Annotated in this window: 15 protein-coding genes; 10 read left to right on the top strand and 5 right to left on the bottom strand. The window is 59.0% G+C overall.

All coding sequences use genetic code 11. The features are described 5' to 3' along the window. Nucleotides 1-22 precede the first annotated feature (22 nt). The gene (locus QFW87_RS23550; protein ID WP_283189001.1) at nucleotides 23-904 is read right to left on the bottom strand and encodes a LysR substrate-binding domain-containing protein; all 882 of its coding nucleotides are present in this window, start codon (nucleotides 902-904) and stop codon (nucleotides 23-25) included. Between the two features lie 158 nt (nucleotides 905-1,062). Between QFW87_RS23550 and QFW87_RS23545 the strand changes: the two genes are divergently transcribed. The 6 genes from QFW87_RS23545 (at nucleotide 1,063) to QFW87_RS23520 (ending at nucleotide 8,498) form a co-directional block, all read left to right on the top strand. Then, entirely contained in the window at nucleotides 1,063-2,700 is a 1,638-nt protein-coding gene (locus QFW87_RS23545; RefSeq protein ID WP_283189000.1) for a 5-guanidino-2-oxopentanoate decarboxylase, read from the top strand. 8 nt (nucleotides 2,701-2,708) lie between these two features. Next, nucleotides 2,709-4,157: an aldehyde dehydrogenase family protein gene (locus tag QFW87_RS23540; protein WP_283188999.1), complete on the top strand. Its 1,449-nt coding sequence runs from the start codon at nucleotides 2,709-2,711 to the stop codon at nucleotides 4,155-4,157. Between the two features lie 218 nt (nucleotides 4,158-4,375). After that, nucleotides 4,376-5,479: an extracellular solute-binding protein gene (locus QFW87_RS23535; protein ID WP_131063254.1), complete on the top strand. Its 1,104-nt coding sequence runs from the start codon at nucleotides 4,376-4,378 to the stop codon at nucleotides 5,477-5,479. Between the two features lie 194 nt (nucleotides 5,480-5,673). Further along, entirely contained in the window at nucleotides 5,674-6,582 is a 909-nt protein-coding gene (locus QFW87_RS23530; RefSeq protein ID WP_283188998.1) for an ABC transporter permease, read from the top strand. Continuing rightward, nucleotides 6,579-7,427 carry an ABC transporter permease gene (locus QFW87_RS23525; RefSeq protein WP_283181491.1) on the top strand — a complete coding sequence of 283 codons (849 nt, stop codon included), beginning with the start codon at nucleotides 6,579-6,581 and terminating at the stop codon, nucleotides 7,425-7,427. Before QFW87_RS23530 ends, QFW87_RS23525 begins: the two co-directional genes overlap by 4 nt. Nucleotides 7,428-7,442: 15 nt before the next feature. Continuing rightward, entirely contained in the window at nucleotides 7,443-8,498 is a 1,056-nt protein-coding gene (locus tag QFW87_RS23520; protein ID WP_283181490.1) for an ABC transporter ATP-binding protein, read from the top strand. A gap of 211 nt (nucleotides 8,499-8,709) precedes the next feature. Here QFW87_RS23520 and QFW87_RS23515 read toward each other — a convergent pair whose 3' ends face one another. Next, nucleotides 8,710-9,639 carry an AraC family transcriptional regulator gene (locus QFW87_RS23515; protein WP_149628398.1) on the bottom strand — a complete coding sequence of 310 codons (930 nt, stop codon included), beginning with the start codon at nucleotides 9,637-9,639 and terminating at the stop codon, nucleotides 8,710-8,712. Between the two features lie 335 nt (nucleotides 9,640-9,974). Between QFW87_RS23515 and QFW87_RS23510 the strand changes: the two genes are divergently transcribed. Together QFW87_RS23510 and QFW87_RS23505 are read left to right on the top strand one after the other, a co-directional pair. Then, nucleotides 9,975-10,328 carry an antibiotic biosynthesis monooxygenase family protein gene (locus QFW87_RS23510; RefSeq protein ID WP_283181489.1) on the top strand — a complete coding sequence of 118 codons (354 nt, stop codon included), beginning with the start codon at nucleotides 9,975-9,977 and terminating at the stop codon, nucleotides 10,326-10,328. Nucleotides 10,329-10,369: 41 nt separating this feature from the next. After that, a complete protein-coding gene (locus tag QFW87_RS23505) occupies nucleotides 10,370-10,600 on the top strand; it encodes a hypothetical protein (protein WP_134417485.1) in 231 nt (76 codons plus the stop codon). Here the strand turns inward: QFW87_RS23505 and QFW87_RS23500 are convergent, their stop codons facing one another. The 3 genes from QFW87_RS23500 to QFW87_RS23490 all read right to left on the bottom strand — a co-directional run bounded on the left by QFW87_RS23500 (nucleotide 10,601) and on the right by QFW87_RS23490 (nucleotide 13,039). Next, nucleotides 10,601-11,230, bottom strand: a complete 630-nt coding sequence (locus tag QFW87_RS23500; protein ID WP_283181488.1) for a flavin reductase family protein — start codon at nucleotides 11,228-11,230, stop codon at nucleotides 10,601-10,603. It lies immediately after the preceding gene. 77 nt (nucleotides 11,231-11,307) lie between these two features. After that, complete coding sequence (locus tag QFW87_RS23495; RefSeq protein WP_140676913.1) at nucleotides 11,308-11,511, bottom strand: hypothetical protein; 204 nt, start codon at nucleotides 11,509-11,511, stop codon at nucleotides 11,308-11,310. A 208-nt stretch (nucleotides 11,512-11,719) separates the two neighbouring features. After that, on the bottom strand, nucleotides 11,720-13,039 hold the full coding sequence (locus QFW87_RS23490) for an MFS transporter (protein WP_283188997.1): 1,320 nt from the start codon (nucleotides 13,037-13,039) through the stop codon (nucleotides 11,720-11,722). A gap of 320 nt (nucleotides 13,040-13,359) precedes the next feature. Between QFW87_RS23490 and QFW87_RS23485 the strand changes: the two genes are divergently transcribed. Continuing rightward, entirely contained in the window at nucleotides 13,360-14,478 is a 1,119-nt protein-coding gene (locus QFW87_RS23485) for an IS481 family transposase (RefSeq protein WP_283182018.1), read from the top strand. Nucleotides 14,479-14,649: 171 nt separating this feature from the next. Then, nucleotides 14,650-15,830, top strand: a protein-coding gene (locus QFW87_RS23480; RefSeq protein ID WP_283180883.1) for an IS3 family transposase whose coding sequence is annotated in 2 segments (ribosomal slippage) — nucleotides 14,650-14,905 and nucleotides 14,905-15,830 — 1,182 coding nt in all. Because the reading frame shifts where the segments join, the coding sequence is not laid out codon by codon here. Nucleotides 15,831-15,931 lie beyond the last annotated feature (101 nt).

Below are 15,931 nucleotides of genomic sequence, written 5' to 3'. Positions count from 1 at the left end.
TTCAGCGCAAGGGTACGATCAGTTAGCGCGCCTGAGCCTGCTCCACCAACCACCCCATCAACTCACGCAACTTCGGCGAAGGCCCGGGTTTTTCCGGGAAAACCAGGTAATACGCCAACCCCGTCTTCACCTTCAAGTCAAATGGCATGACCAGCCGCCCGGCACTCAAATCATCGCCAATCAACGACCAATCCCCGATCGCCACGCCTGTCCCTTGGGACGCCATCGACATCGCCAGGTCCAGCGTTTCGAAATGCTGACCCTTGCCGACATTGCTCAAGCGAATATCCGCGGTGGCCAGCCAGGCCTTCCAGTCCCGTTCATCCCGGGTCGGGTGCAGCAGCATGTGCTGCTCCAGATCCTCCGGCCTCAGCAGCGGCACCGGACCTTCGAGCAACGGCTTGGAACAGACCGGCGTCAGTTGTTCATCAAACAGATGTTGAGACACCAATGAACTGTCCGGCGGTGCGCCGTACATCACCGCTGCATCGAACTGCTCGCGATGAAAATCCACACCGTGCTTGACCGTGGTGGTCAATTCCACCGGCACATCCGGGCGCTCCCGTTGCCAGTGCAACAGCCGTGGCAACAGCCAGCGCATGACACACGTCGGGGCCTTGAGTTGCAGGGTTTCGCGCTTCTCGCCGATCTGTTCCACGGCTTCGTCGATCAAGCCGAAAATCTGCTGGACCCGTGGCAGCCATTCCCGTCCTTCGGCCGTCAAACCAAGGCCTCGGGCCTGGCGAATGAACAGTTCATAACCCAGATGTTCTTCCAGCCCGGCGATCTGCCGACTCACCGCACCTTGGGTGATGTACAGCTGTTCGGCAGCACGGGTGAAGTTGCAGCACTGCGCGGTAATCAGAAAAGTGTGCAGCGCCGGCAGGGGAGGCAATCGTTTCATTGGGATCCAAGGTATGACGTGAGGACATGGCTAGTATGACTTTTTATCCATTGTTGCGGCTACGTGTCGCCCGTTCCAATGAGGCCATCCCTGGACTGCCAACGCATCATAAACACTGCGCAGGTCCGGCGTCTCAAACGAACAAGAAGGGCAAAGACATGGCGACGTGCGGCGAAGTATTGGTCAAGTTACTCGAAGATTACGGGGTTGAGCAGGTGTTCGGCATTCCCGGGGTTCACACCGTGGAGCTGTATCGCGGGCTGGCCCGTTCGAGCATCAACCACGTCACTCCGCGTCACGAACAGGGCGCCGGTTTCATGGCCGACGGTTACGCTCGCACCAGCGGCAAACCGGGTGTGTGCTTCATCATCACCGGCCCTGGCATGACCAACATCACCACCGCCATGGGCCAGGCCTACGCCGACTCGATCCCGATGCTGGTGATCTCCAGCGTGCAATCGCGCAGCCAGTTGGGCGGCGGTCGCGGCAAGCTGCACGAGTTGCCGAACCAGAGCGCATTGGTCGGTGGTGTGGCGGCGTTCTCCCACACCTTGATGTCGGCGGCTGAATTGCCGGGCGTCCTGGCGCGTGCCTTTGCGCTGTTCCAGGCCGGCCGTCCGCGTCCGGTGCATATCGAAATTCCGTTGGACGTATTGGTCGAAGAGGCCGATGACCTGCTCGCCAGCGTCCCGGTGAACATCGACCGCGCCGGTGCCTCGCCGAGTGCAATCAGCCGCATGACCGCGCTGCTGGCCGGTGCCAAGCGCCCGTTGATTCTCGCCGGTGGCGGTGCGATCGAAGCCGCCGCCGAGTTGACTGAACTGGCCGAGCTGCTGGACGCCCCGGTGGCCCTGACCATCAATGCCAAAGGCATGCTCGAATCCAACCATCCGTTGCTGATCGGCTCGACCCAAAGCCTGGTCGCGACTCGTGCTTTGGTGGCTGAAGCTGACGTGGTGTTGGCGATCGGCACCGAACTGGCCGAGACCGATTACGACGTCACCTTCGCTGGCGGCTTCGAGATTTCTGGCGTGCTGCTACGTGTGGACATCGACCCCGACCAGACCGTGCGCAACTACCCGCCGAAGGTCGCGTTGGTGGCCGACTCGCGCAACGCCGCCCAGGCCTTGCTGAGTGCGCTGTCGCACAAGTCGCTCGCCGAGCGCCGTAACGATTGGGGCCAAGTGCGTGCCGCACGCTTGCGCGACGAACTGGCCGCCACCTGGGACGCTCCGACCTTGGCCCAGACTCGTTTCCTGGAAACCGTCTTGCACGAACTGCCAAACGCAGTCTTCGTCGGCGATTCGACCCAACCGGTGTACACCGGCAACCTGACGTTCAACCCGGAACGCCCGCGTCGCTGGTTCAACTCGTCCACCGGTTACGGCACCCTCGGTTACGCCTTGCCGGCAGCCATCGGCGCCTGGCTCGGCGGCACCGTTGAAAATGGTGCCCGGCCGCCAGTGGTGTGCCTGATCGGCGACGGCGGCCTGCAATTTACCTTGCCGGAACTGGCCAGCGCCGTTGAAGCGCGCACCCCGGTGATCGTCCTGCTGTGGAATAACCAGGGCTACGAAGAGATCAAGAAGTACATGGTCAACCGCGCCATCGAGCCGGTTGGCGTAGACATCTACACCCCGGACTTCATCGGTGTCGCCAAGGCGCTGGGCTGTGCAGCCGAAGCCATCAACGGTGTCGAGCAACTGCGCAACGCACTGCGCGCCGCCGCCGATCGCCAGGGCCCGACCCTGATTGAAATCGATCAGACGCAGTGGATGAAGGCGGTGTCGAAATGACTTTCCGCATGACTTTCCCAACGACACTGGACGGCCTGTTCATTGATGGCCAATGGTCGGCCGGCACCGAACATTTACGCGTGATCAACCCGGCGACCGAAGCCCTGTTGACCACCGTGAATGGCTGCGATGAACGTGCTGTCGATCAAGCCGTCACTGCGGCGACCGACGCCTTCAAGGATTGGTCGAAAACCACCGGCGCCGAGCGCGGCGCGATCCTGCGCCGAATCGCTGCGGGTGTGCAGGCCGGTCGCGAACAGTTGATGCACTTGCAGTCGAGCAACAACGGCAAGCCGCTGTTTGAAGCGGCCATCGACGTCGACGACGTGATCGCCACCTTCGAGTACTACGCCGGTCTGGCCGAAGGGCTCGATGCCAAGCAAGACAGCAATGTGGAGCTGCCAACCGACGACTTCAGCGCTCGTCTGCGTCGTGAACCCGCAGGTGTTGTCGGCCTGATCGTGCCGTGGAACTTCCCGATGGTCACCACCGCCTGGAAACTCGCCCCGGCTTTGGCCGCGGGTTGCTGCGTGGTGCTCAAGCCTTCCGAAGTGACACCGCTGCCGGAACTGGAACTGGCAGCGATCATCGCCGAGGCCGGCCTGCCCAAGGGCGTGTTCAACCTGGTCTGCGGCACTGGCCTGGCAGTCGGCGCGCCGCTGTCGGCCGACCCGCGCATCGCCAAGATTTCCTTCACCGGTAGCAACGCGGTCGGCGTCCAGGTGATGCAACGTGCAGCTGAAACCGTGAAGGGCGTGAGCCTGGAACTGGGCGGTAAATCCTCGCTGTTGGTGCTCAAAGACGCCGACATTGAACTGGCCGTGGAAGTGGCCTGTGGCGGTGGTTTCTTCAATGCCGGGCAGATGTGTTCCGCCACCAGCCGTGTGCTGGTCGCTGATGAACTGGCCGATGAATTCCTCATCCGTTTGAAGGCCCGCGCCGAAGCCATTCGTGTAGCCGACCCGTTCGACCCGAACGTGGAAATGGGCGCACTGGTCAATCAGGCGCAGTACCAGCGCGTGCTCGGTCACATCGATCGTGGTTTGAGTGCTGGCGCCAAGCTGGTTTGCGGCGGCAATCGTCCAGCAGACCTGTCGCGCGGCTATTTTTTGCAGCCGACGATTTTCACTGAAGTGCCCCTCGACAGTGCGCTGTGGTGTGAAGAGATCTTCGGACCAGTGATCTGCGTGCGCAGTTTTGCCTGCGAAGCCGAGGCGATTGCCCTGGCCAACGACACCCAGTTCGGTCTGGTGGCCAGCGTCGTCACTCGCGACGCTGAAGTTGCAGATCGGGTCGCCAACGCCTTGCAGGCGGGGCTTGTGTGGATCAACGCGCCGCAAGTGATCTTCCCGCAGGCCGCTTGGGGTGGCTACAAACAGAGCAGCATCGGCCGCGAATTGGGGCCGTGGGGCTTGCAGGCTTTCCAGGAAATAAAACACGTGATTCGAGCGGTCTGACGGCTCGAAAAGGGTCAGCGCATGCCTCGCGATGAGGCATGCGCTGGCGTCATGGCTTCAATGAGTTTTTATCGATAGTCAGGTGTTTTGCACGACCTCAGGATGAAGCGGTCGGCTCAACTCAAACCCTTTGAAACCGGGGGTTTGGTGCTGATCTTGGCGCGCGGATGCAACGGTTGCGACCAACCTCATACTTACAAAAACAAAGGGAGTCCTTCATGGGCGAGCATGATTTAAACAGACGTCAATTCATTAAAACCGTGGGCGTGGCGTCCGTAGCCGCGGCGGCCATGAGTTTGCCCTTCGTCAAGGCCAATGCCAGCGACACACGCTTCCAGGGCAAGACCCTGCGTTTGCTGACCTGGTCGGATGACACCGGTCTCGCCGCACTGCGCAACATCGCGGCAACCTTCGAAGACAAGTACGGCTGCAAGGTCATCGCTGACCGCACTGGCAGCACCTCGGAAATGGTCGCCAAACTCAAGGCCGCTGGTGATCGTCCGCAGTACGACATCATCACCCTGGCCGGCGTCGGCGCCGAAGGTCTGGCCGCGGCCAACCTGCTGGAAAAACCCGACCTCAACCGCATTCCCAACCTGGTCGATGTACCGGAGAAATACCGCACCGGCGCCAACGGTCACGGCATCGGTTACCTGCTGTGGTGCAACAGCCTCGTCTACAGCACCCGCACCATCAAGGAAGCGCCGGACAGTTACGCGGCCCTGTGGGACGCCGAGCTGTCGCCGAACATCTTCCTGCCGCCGCCGAACTGGACCGAAGCGATGGACCTGATCATCATCGCCGCCAAACTGGCCGGTGGTGACGAACACAACATCGAACCGGGCTTCAAGAAGCTCGCCGAGCTGAAAGATCGCGTAGTGACCCTGGGCGAAAACCCGAACCAGATCGCCGAACTGTTCCGTACCGGCTCGCTGGACATGGGTGGCTTGTACGCACCGGCATTCTTCCCGAAACAGATCCGCGATCCGGCTTACGGTCTGGGCGCCACCTTCGGCATGAAGGAAGGTTTCTACACCGACCTGATGCTCTCTGTGATGCCGAAGAATCGTCCGGGCGACACCGACCTGGTCTACGCCTTCATCAACCACTCTCTGGACCCACTGGTGCAGGGCAAGATGGCTGAGGACATCTACAACGGTCCGGTCAACGCCAAGGCGATCATCTCCGCCGAAGCGCGCAAGAGCCCGTACATCCTCACGCCTGAGCAGATTGCCGAGAAGGCGATCATGCACGACAACGCCTTCCTGGCCTCCGTGCATGACCAATGGATTCGTCGTTACACGGAAATCTTTTCTTCCTGATCGAGTGACGAACACAGGTCCTGAAAACTCTATAGATCCCCTGTGGGAGGGAGCCTGCTCGCGATTGCGGACTGACATTCAGCATTGATGTCGACTGACAAATCGCTATTGCGAGCAGGCTCGCTCCCACAAGGGCCAATGTGATTTCGAGGCCTGTGCTCGCTCAGCTGCTTTCCATTGACGAGACCCTTGCTATGGAACACCAACCTCTGACTCATCCGGTCGCCGCCGCTCCAGTGCGCGTCAATCGGGGTGTTTCGCCGACGACGCGTGCCTGGATTTTCCTCTCACCGTCGATGCTGTTTCTGGGCGTATTGATTGCCGCCAGCCTCTTGGTACTGCGCATGAGCGTGGGCACCAAGGGCGCGGAATGGACCGGGTTCAGCCTGGCCAGTTACGCCCAACTGCTGGAACCGTATTACCTCAAATCCTTGCTGCTAACCCTGCGTCTGGCGCTGATCAGCGCGGTGATTGCGGTCGTGCTGGCGATCCCGGTGGCCTACACCATGTCGCGGCTGACCTCACCGTTTGTGCGCCGGATCTTCCTCGCCGCGGTGCTGTTGCCATTGCTGGTCAACCTGTTGCTGCAAAGCTACGGCTGGCTGGTGATTCTGGGACCTGGCGGGATGCTCAACCAGGCGCTGATGGGCCTGGGCCTGATCAAGCGACCAATCATGTTTCTGTACAACCAGAACGGCGTACTGATGGGCTTGGTACAAACCGCATTCCCGTTGGCCGTGCTGCCGATTGCCAGCGCCATGCGTGGCGTCGCCCGTACCTACGAAGAAGCTGCCGCAACGCTGGGCGCCAGTCGTTTGCAGGTTTTCCGTCAGGTGGTGCTGCCGATGAGCATGCCGGGGATCATCACGGGTGCGACGTTGGTATTCGCTTACAACGCCAGCAGCTTCGTGGTGCCATTGCTGCTCGGTGGCCGACGCGTGCCGATGCTGGCCGTGATGGTGCATGACCAGATCGCCCCGCTGATGAACTGGCCCGCAGCGTCTGCTGCCGGTGTGGTGTTGATTGTCACCACGCTCGCGATCATGACCTTGTCCGAATACATCACTGGCCGTCGTCGGCGCATGCTGGAGGCTTCGCAATGAGCTCTGTGATCAAGAAACGTTATGGGCTGCTGCCCGGCGAGACCGGCAAGTTTGCCGGCATCCTGTCGGGCTTCATCCTGCTGCTGGCGGTGTTGCCGATCCTGACCATGATTGTGATGTCGTTCAGCGGTGCGTCGAACCTCGACTTCCCGCCGAGCAGCTACAGCCTGCAATGGTACAAGGCTGCCTGGAACACCTTCGTGTCGCCGGATTCCAGCGATGTGCTGAGCCTCGGCAAAGCCATGACCACCAGCTTGATGGTGGCGTGCCTGACCATGGTGTTTGCGACGATTGTCGCGGTGCCGGCGGCTTATGCCCTGACCCGTTGTGAGTTCCGCGGCAAAGCCGTGGCGCTGCAACTGATGTCGTTGCCGTTGGTGTTTCCGATGGTGGTGTTGGGGCTGGCGTTATTGCTGGTGTTTGACAGCCTGCCCTTTCAAATCACTACGTCGCGGCTGGTGATTGCCCACGTGATCCTGGCGTTACCGTTCGTGGTGAAAAACTGCACCGCCGCGATGCTCTCCATCGGCAGCGAAGTCGAAGAAGCCGCGCAGATGCTTGGCGCTTCACCGACCCGGGCGATTATCGATGTGGTGGTGCCGCTGATGAAGTCGGGGATTCTGGCGGGGATGCTGCTGGCGTTCATCGTCTCGTTCAACGAATTCACCGTGACCTACTTCCTCTACACCATCGACGTCATGACCGTGCCGATCTGGATGTACAGCCGCACCGTGTCATCGCTCGACCCAACCGTTTTCTCGTTTGCCGTGCTGATCGTGCTGATCGACTTCGTCCTGATCTGGGCGTTGGAGAAGTTAGTCGGTGAAGGTGGCGTTTCGTTCTGATTCTTGAGGTGCAACATGACTGGTCTGATTCTGGAAAACGTCGAGAAACATTACGGCTCGGCCTGCGCGGTAAAAGATGTAAACCTGCATTTGCCTGAGGGCAAACTGGTGTGTTTTCTCGGCCCTTCGGGCTGCGGCAAAACCACGTTGCTGCGAATGATCGCTGGGCTTGAAACCCTGAGCGGCGGAGAGATTCGCCTGGACGGTGAAGACATCGGCCATACGCCTGCGCATTTGCGTAACTTCGGCATGGTGTTTCAGTCGCTGGCGCTGTTTCCGCACATGACGGTGGGGGAGAACATCGCCTATCCGCTGAAACTGCGTGGGGTCAGCAAGGCTGATCAGCAGGCGCGGGTGGTGGAGTTGTTGCAACTGATTCAGTTGCAGGAAATGATCGACCGTCCGGTGTCGAAACTCTCTGGTGGCCAACGTCAGCGCGTGGCGATTGCCCGGGCGATTGCCAATCACCCGAAAATTCTGCTGCTCGACGAACCGCTGTCGGCGCTGGACGCCAAGCTGCGTGAATCGATGCAGGTGGAAATCCGTCAGCTGCAACAACGCTTGAACATCACCACCATCATGGTGACCCACGACCAGCGTGAAGCCATGACCATGGCGGATATCGTCGTGGTATTGGGTGAGCATCGCGTGCAGCAGGTGGGCACGCCGATTGAGATTTATCGTCACCCGGCCAATGAATTTGTCGCGGACTTTATCGGCTCGGGCAACATCTTCCCGGCCACGGCACTGGGCAACGGCAAGATCGGGCTGCCGGGTGGCGATGCGCTGGAAGTGCCGATCTGCAGCAGCATCGTGGTGGGTGAGAAAGTCAAAATGCTGATTCGCCCTGAGGACCTGCAACTGTCGCATCCACAGGCGACGGCGGGGAATCGGTTGCTCGGTAAGGTGACGTTTGTGCGTGATATTGGCGCGACGATTGAGACGACTGTGGAGTGTTCCGGGGTGTCGTTTACAGCGTTGAGTACGCCGTGTCAGGGGTTTGGGTTGAGCATTGGCAACCCGGTGTCGGTGACCCTTCCGGCTGAGGCGTGCCGCGTACTCGGCGCCTAAATTGGGTTTCTGCCGTTGGATCGGCCCCTCACCCCAGCCCTCTCCCCAAGGGGCAGAGGGGGTCGACCGAGGTGTTCTTTCGAGTGACATCGACCTGAAATTTCGAGTCGAACTCAGGCTTTGAAAAGTATGAAGATCGGCTCCCTTTCCCCCTCTCCCCCGTGGGGAGAGGGCTGGGGTGAGGGGTGGCTCTTGAGATCAACACACAACCTCAAACCGTCAACCGCAACCGCGCCAAATCCCGCAACGGCGGCGCCCCGAACAACCGGCTGTACTCTCGGCTGAATTGCGAAGGGCTTTCATACCCCACTCGATACCCCGCTGCCGAAGCTTCCAGCCCTTCCGCCAGCATCAACCGCCGCGCTTCTTGCAGACGCAGTTGCTTCTGATACTGCAGCGGACTCATCGCCGTCATCGCCTTGAACCGGTGATGCAACGTCGACACACTCAAGTTCACTTCCTTCGCGAGATCATCGATGCGCAGCGGCTGTTCATAGTTGCCGTTGAGCCATTTGATCGCCTGGCTGATGCGATGGCTCTGGCTGTTGGCGATAGCGATTTCGTACAGCCGATGCCCCTGCTGGCTGCGCAACAACCGATAAAGAATCTCCCGGCGAATCAGCGGTGCGAGCATGGCGATGTCTTTCGGCGCATCCAGCAAACGTGCCAGACGCAACACCGCGTCAAGCATCGCGGTGTCGATCCGTTCAACATACAAGCCGCGTCCCGTCGGCCGGGTGGGCACACCGAGAGGGCCAGCGTCGGCAATCAGCGCAGTGATTTCTGCCGGATCAATGTCCAGCCGCACCGCGAGGATCGGTTCTTCAGACGTGACGTTCACCACGCGTCCGCTCAATGGCATCGAGACGGAGACCACCAGGTAATTCAGCGGATCGTAGTTGAAGTATTCATCGGCCAGCCTGACCTCTTTACGGCCCTGCGCCATGATGCACAGCGCGGGTTGCGCCAGTACCGGGGCAAACTCATGGGACTTGCTATGGCGAGACATGAAGAGCGAGCCGACGGCAGTCGCATAAGTGCCATCCTCCGCCGTGTTATGGCGAATGATAGCGGCCAGTTCCGCGCGCTGTTTCTCCATGTCGGCGTCCAGCGGGGCTTCAAAGTGATCGAGCGACGACATGCAAGGCATCCTCGGTGGGGCGTCAATAATGAGGTGAGCTTAAGTTTGTGCAAGACGAGGCGGTAGACACATCCTGCCTCAACCTTGCCTGATTCTGCACGGAGTGAATTAACGGCACCTCTATGTCAGGGCAACCCAAGGAAAACTTGCTTGAAAGCCCTGTTTCATTGGCACGAAAGCTTTAACAGGTTGTTATAGGTTTTTCGAGAAGCCGCGCAGGATTGTGCAACAAGCCGGCAGGAATCGACTAGCCGCGCTTCTACTTGCGCGCTTAACCTTTGATCCTGTCGCAGCCCGTCCCACGGCTGCCACTCGAGTACCTGGGAGGGTTAACCATGTCTACGCAGATCCCCGTCAGTCATATGGCCTTTGTCCGCGCCCGCGCCGGGCGTTCGGCGGAACTCGGTGCGCGCCTCAGCGCTTTGATCGAACCGTCTCGTAGCGCACCGGGTTGCTTGAGCTTTGCGCTGCAGCATTCGCAATGCGATCCCGAGTTGTGGCTGGTGTCCGGTTTCTGGATGAACCAGCAGGCCATGACCGCTTATTTCAGCACCCCGGCCATGCAGATTTTTGCCGAGTTGGTGCAAGACCTGGTGGTCAACAGCCTGGATTTTCATACCTTCAAGGACGTGTCGGCTGCCCAGGCGCTGGGGCAGTCCCAGTCGTGGGTACACAAAATGGCGGGTTGAGGGTTTAATGGCTCAACTCTCAATCAGCCAGGATCCGCGACATGGCACGCAAAGCCTTTGAAACCTTCGAAGCCGTATCTGCCGTAGTACCCCGTGAAGGCGGCTATCACGCCGCAATCGCCACCAAGGCCATCGGTGGTTCGGGTGCACCGCGCTTTCACAAGCTGCTCGAAGAACAGACCTTCAAAACTGCCCATGAGGCCGATGAAGCCGCCGCGCTGCAGTTGACACACCTCAAAGGCGTCAGCGAAGACGGCGACCTGATCTGGTAATTACTTGACCGCCCCCGGGCGATACATCTTGAACAACGCCTCAGGCCCCAGCTGGAAATAATCCGCTGGCCCGCCGCCGCGCAGGATCGGTTCTGCCGCGGCGGTGTCGTACACCCCATCCTTCAACAGCCACTTGGCGATATGCACGGCGACCACTTCGCCGAGTATCAGCCAGCTCGGCACCACTTCGCCGTCCGCCCGCTGCAACTGAATGATCTGCGTGACCTTGCACTCGAAGGACACCGGACTTTCGGCGACGCGCGGCACCTGAATGATTTTCGACGCTGCCGGGGTTAGCCCGGACAGCTCGAACTCGTTGACCTCAGGCGGGACCATGGCAGAGCACCGGTTCATCTGCTCGGCCAGCGGACGGGTCGCCAGGTTCCAAGCGAACTCGCCGGTTCGCTCGATGTTATTCAGGCTGTCTTTGCGCCCGACACTGGAAAACCCAATGATCGGCGGAATGTAGTTGAACGCGTTGAAGAAACTGTAAGGCGCCAGGTTCAGGCGGCCATCGGCATCCTGAGAGGAAATCCAGCCAATGGGGCGCGGGCCGACGATGGCATTGAACGGGTCATGCGGCAGGCCGTGGCCGTTGGCGGGTTCGTAGAAATGGATGTCGTCAGCCATGGCATGGGGTTCCTGAATTCGGTTCGTAGCGAAGACGGCCATAGTGCAAGGGCTGACGGGTAATTTCCAGCGTGAGATCAGTTGGTACGGGCTGCGTCGGTGTGATCGGCGCTGTCGGAAGCGACCTTCGCCGAGTCAGTGCGATCGTTTCCAGCGGAGGCGACTGCAGCGCCACTTCCGGAGGTGAAAGCGGCAGAGCCGGTGCGATCGTAACCGTCAGCGGCGAAGGTACTGGCGGCCAGTACAGAGAGGGTCAGGGCGAGGATCAGTTGGGTTTTCATGGTGTGTACTCCAGGTTCGCTTGCACAATGTAATGAATCGGCGAGGAGAGTCTGTGGAGGGCATTAACCGCTGATTAATTCGCTCTTTTGCTTATGTGACAAATTGTTCATGGCGCACTTATTTGTCTTGACCGCACTCTTTTCAGCGTCAATGAAAAAGGGGCAGACCTTTGCCAGGTCTGCCCCTTTTTTTGTGTCGCTTACGGACTCAGTCCGTCTCGATCCGCGAATGTTTGCGGGTGTCTTTCATGGTCACGTAGACCAGCAACGACACGGCAATACACGCGGTGACATACCAGTAGTAACCGGTTTCCATGCCGATGCTCTTGAACCACAGCGCGATGTATTCAGCGGTGCCGCCGAAGATCGACACGGTCAGCGCGTACGGCAGGCCGACGCCCAGCGCACGGATTTCGGTCGGGAACAGTTCGGCTTTGACCACCGCGTTGATCGAGGTGTAGCCGCTGACGATGATCAGCGCCGCCATGATCAGGAAGAACGCGCCCCACCAGGTCTGAACGGTGTGCAGGGTGGTCAGGATCGGCACGGTGAACAGCGTTCCGAGAACACCGAAGGCAATCAGGATTGGCCGGCGACCGACTTTATCCGAGAGCCCGCCAATGATCGGTTGCAGGCACATGAACAGGAACAGCGTGGCGGCCGAAATAGTGGTGGAGTCGGAGATGCTCATGCCGACGGTGTTCACCAGGTATTTCTGCATGTACGTGGTGTAGGTGTAGAACGCCAGCGTACCGCCCATGGTCAGGCCGACCACGGTCATCAGTTCCTTCGGATGGCGCATCAAGGTGCGCATCGCGCTTTCCTTGGCCTTCTCTTTCTTGGTGAAAGACTCGGTTTCTTCCATGCCACGACGCAGGTAGAGCGCGACCACGGCACACAGCGCGCCGATGGCGAACGGAATGCGCCAGCCCCAGGCGTACAGCTCTTCAGTGGTCAGGGTCTGTTGCAGCACGATCAACACCGCCAGGGCGATGAGCTGGCCGGAGATCAGGGTCACGTACTGGAAGCTGGAGTAAAAGCCGCGACGTTCCTTGGTCGCCATCTCGCTGAGGTACGTCGCCGAGGTCCCGTACTCGCCACCGACCGACAGACCTTGCAGCAAACGGGCGAAAATCAGCAGGATCGGTGCGCCGATGCCAATGGTTTCATAACCCGGGCTCAGGGCGATCAGCAGCGAGCCGAAACACATCAGGTACACCGAAGCCATCAGCGCTTTCTTGCGACCGGCCTTGTCGGCGTAGAGGCCCATCAACCAGCCACCGATCGGGCGCATCAGGAAGCCCACGGCGAAGATCGCGGCGGTGTTCAGCAGTTGTGCGGTGGTGTCGCCTTTGGGGAAAAAGGCTTTGGCAAAGTACAGGGAGAAGGCGGCGTAGACGTACCAGTCGTACCACTCGACCATGTTGCCGACAGAGCCGCTGAAGATCGATTTGATGCGACTGGCAGTGGTTCTTTCTTTGGCAGGCGAAGCTGCCGACCCAAGAGGCAGGGTTTGTGAGTTATCCATGACGGATCCTTCATTTAATTGTTTTTGTGGAGCGCGTTGAAACGCAGCCTGCTTGGGCTATAGCAGGAGGTGTGCCAACGGGAGGAGGGCCGGTTTAGAGGGGGTGACGGGGTTTTATGAGCGGATGTTTGCTTATGAGTGATGGGGGTGTGAGCGGAAATCCGCTTATTCAGGGAGAAACACCCCTCACCCTAACCCTCTCCCCATGTTTGTACCGGACACATGGTGGACAGGTGTTCGGAGACATGGTGGACACTTTTAAATAGACACATTGCTCATCTGAAAGGAGATGGTTTGTGTCTTGGGAAGAGGTGTCCACCATGCAGCTTCGTTCCGAATTTGTACTGTTAGCTCGGCAAGAAGGGGCCAATATCCGACAACTCTGCCGACGCTTTCATATCAGCCCAAGCACCGGATACAAATGGCTTGGCCGGTTCGAAACCTCTGGTGCAGACGGCTTGCACGACCAGTCTCGGCGCCCAAAACATTCACCCAAACGCTGCGCTGATACGGTTGAAAAGCAGATTCTGGCCTTGGGGGTGGAGCACACGGCCTGGGGCGCCCGCAAGCTCAAACGCAATCTGGAGGATGAGGGGTATTTGATGCCCGCCGTCAGCACGGTGCATGCGATTTTGCAGCGTAATTCGCGAATCGACCCGCAGGCGGCAAATACCAAACCCTTTATCCGATTTGAGCATGAAGCCCCCAACGATCTTTGGCAGATGGACTTCAAGGGACATGTCGGCATGCGCCATGGTCGCTGCCATCCCTTGACGGTATTGGACGACCATTCGCGGTTCTCGCTGTGCATCGCGGCCTGTGGCAACGAGCAGCGTCAGACCGTGCAGGAGCAGCTTATCCACGTGTTTCGGCGCTACGGCTTGCCGATGCGCATGACCATGGATAACGGTGCACCGTGGGGCGATCAGAGCGGGGTTTATACCGCGTTAGAGGTCTGGCTGATGAGCCAGGGCATCCGAGTGGGCCACTCCAGGCCTTATCACCCGCAGACTCAGGGCAAGCTTGAGCGTTTTCACCGCAGCCTCAAGGCTGAAGTTTTGCAAGGTCAGTGCTTCATCGACCTGCTTGGGGCACAGAACGCCTTCGATATCTGGCGCGATATCTACAACCAGAAACGCCCCCATCAAGCATTGGAAATGGAGGTTCCAGCGACTCGCTACAGCTGTAGTCCTCGTGAATACCAGGAGCATCGGCAAGCACTGGAGTACGCCGAAGGGGATTTGATCAGAAAGGTTCAGGCCAATGGCGAGATGTACTGGAAAAGCCGCAAGTATGCGATTGGAAAGGCCTTCATCGGCGAGCACATAGCCATCAGAGAAACGACCGAGGATGGCATCTACGACATCTATTGGAGCAGACATCGCATTGCCAAAATTGACTTGAGCTTGCAGACCGTTGTATCAGGAAAGCGGCTTTGAAGACGTCCACCATGTCCCCGAACATGTGTCCACCATGTGTCCACCATGTGTCCGGTACAAACACCCCACAGGGGCGAGGGGACTGACCGAGGTGTTCTTGGAGCTACTGCAGTGGTCTAATTTCCCCGGACACCCCGATAGGTGGAAAATGCACCTATTGAGGAGTTCTCCATGACCGACAAACGTAAAGTATTCGACGACAGCTTCAAGCTGGAAGTTGTAAAGATGATCAAGGACCAGGGCCTGAGTGTTTCACAGGTTTGTCGTGATCTTGATATTGGTGATACGGCCGTTCGACGCTGGGTACAACAGTATGAGGCCGAGAAGTTGGGACAAGCCGGGATCGGCAAGCCGCTGACCTCTGAGCAACAGCGTATTCGTCAGTTGGAGCAAGAAAACCGTCAACTCAAGATGGATAACGATGTATTAAAAAAAGCCACCGCCTTCTTTGCCCGCGAGCTGAAGTAACGTACCGCTTGGTTCGGCAGCTGCAACAGAAGGCTTATTCGGTGGCGTATGTGTGTCGTTTGTTGGGGGTTAGTCGATCCGGCTTCTACGAGGCAAACAAGCGCGCTGAGGCTCCTGCATCGATCTGCCCCGTTGCTCTGCAACTCAAGGCGTCGTTTGCTGAAAGTGGCGGCTGCTATGGCAGTCGCCCATTGCGTAAAGCGTTACGTGCAAAGGGTATGGAAGTAGGCATTTACAAGATTCGCCGCATGATGCGCGTCAACGGCCTGCGTTCGGCCTGGAAGCGTAAATTTGTGCACACCACCGACAGCAAACATGACCTGCCGATTGCTGAAAATGTATTGAACCGCCAATTTGAACCCGAGGCGGCGAACAAGGCCTGGGTAGCAGACATTACCTACATCCGAACCCGCAGTGGCTGGCTGTATCTGGCTGTGGTGCTGGACTTGTTCTCACGCAAGGTAGTGGGCTGGTCAATGGCGCCGAACATGCCCGCTGAACTGGTGTGCAGTGCAATGCAGCTGGCGGTTGCTCAACGTCAACCGCCACCCGGCTTGATCGCCCACTCGGATCGCGGCAGCCAGTACGCGAGTGCGAGCTACAGAGCGCTGCTGGCAAGAAGTGACATGCAGCAAAGCATGAGCCGTAAAGGTAACTGCTGGGATAACGCAGTGATGGAGCGCTTCTTCCTGAGCTTGAAAATGGAGCGGGTATGGCGACGTGATTACGCCAACCATGGCGAGGCGATACGCGACATCACTGAGTACATCGTTGGGTTTTACAACAACGAACGGCTGCACTCGAAACTGGGATATCTGCCACCGACAGTTTATGAACGGGCGATGGCATCAAAATCACCTATCGAGGTGTCCGGAATTAGTTGACCACGACATACATCGACCTGAAAGACCGAGCCGAACGCAGCTTTGAAAACAACACAAATCTGCTCCCTTTCCCCCTCTCCCCGTTGGGGAGAGGGTTGGGG

Source organism: Pseudomonas sp. PMCC200344 (genome assembly GCF_030053095.1).
In the GTDB taxonomy this organism is placed as follows: domain Bacteria; phylum Pseudomonadota; class Gammaproteobacteria; order Pseudomonadales; family Pseudomonadaceae; genus Aquipseudomonas; species Aquipseudomonas svalbardensis.
The sequence above is the reverse complement of the archived record's forward strand: the minus strand, read 5'-3'. Positions and strand labels throughout refer to the sequence as shown.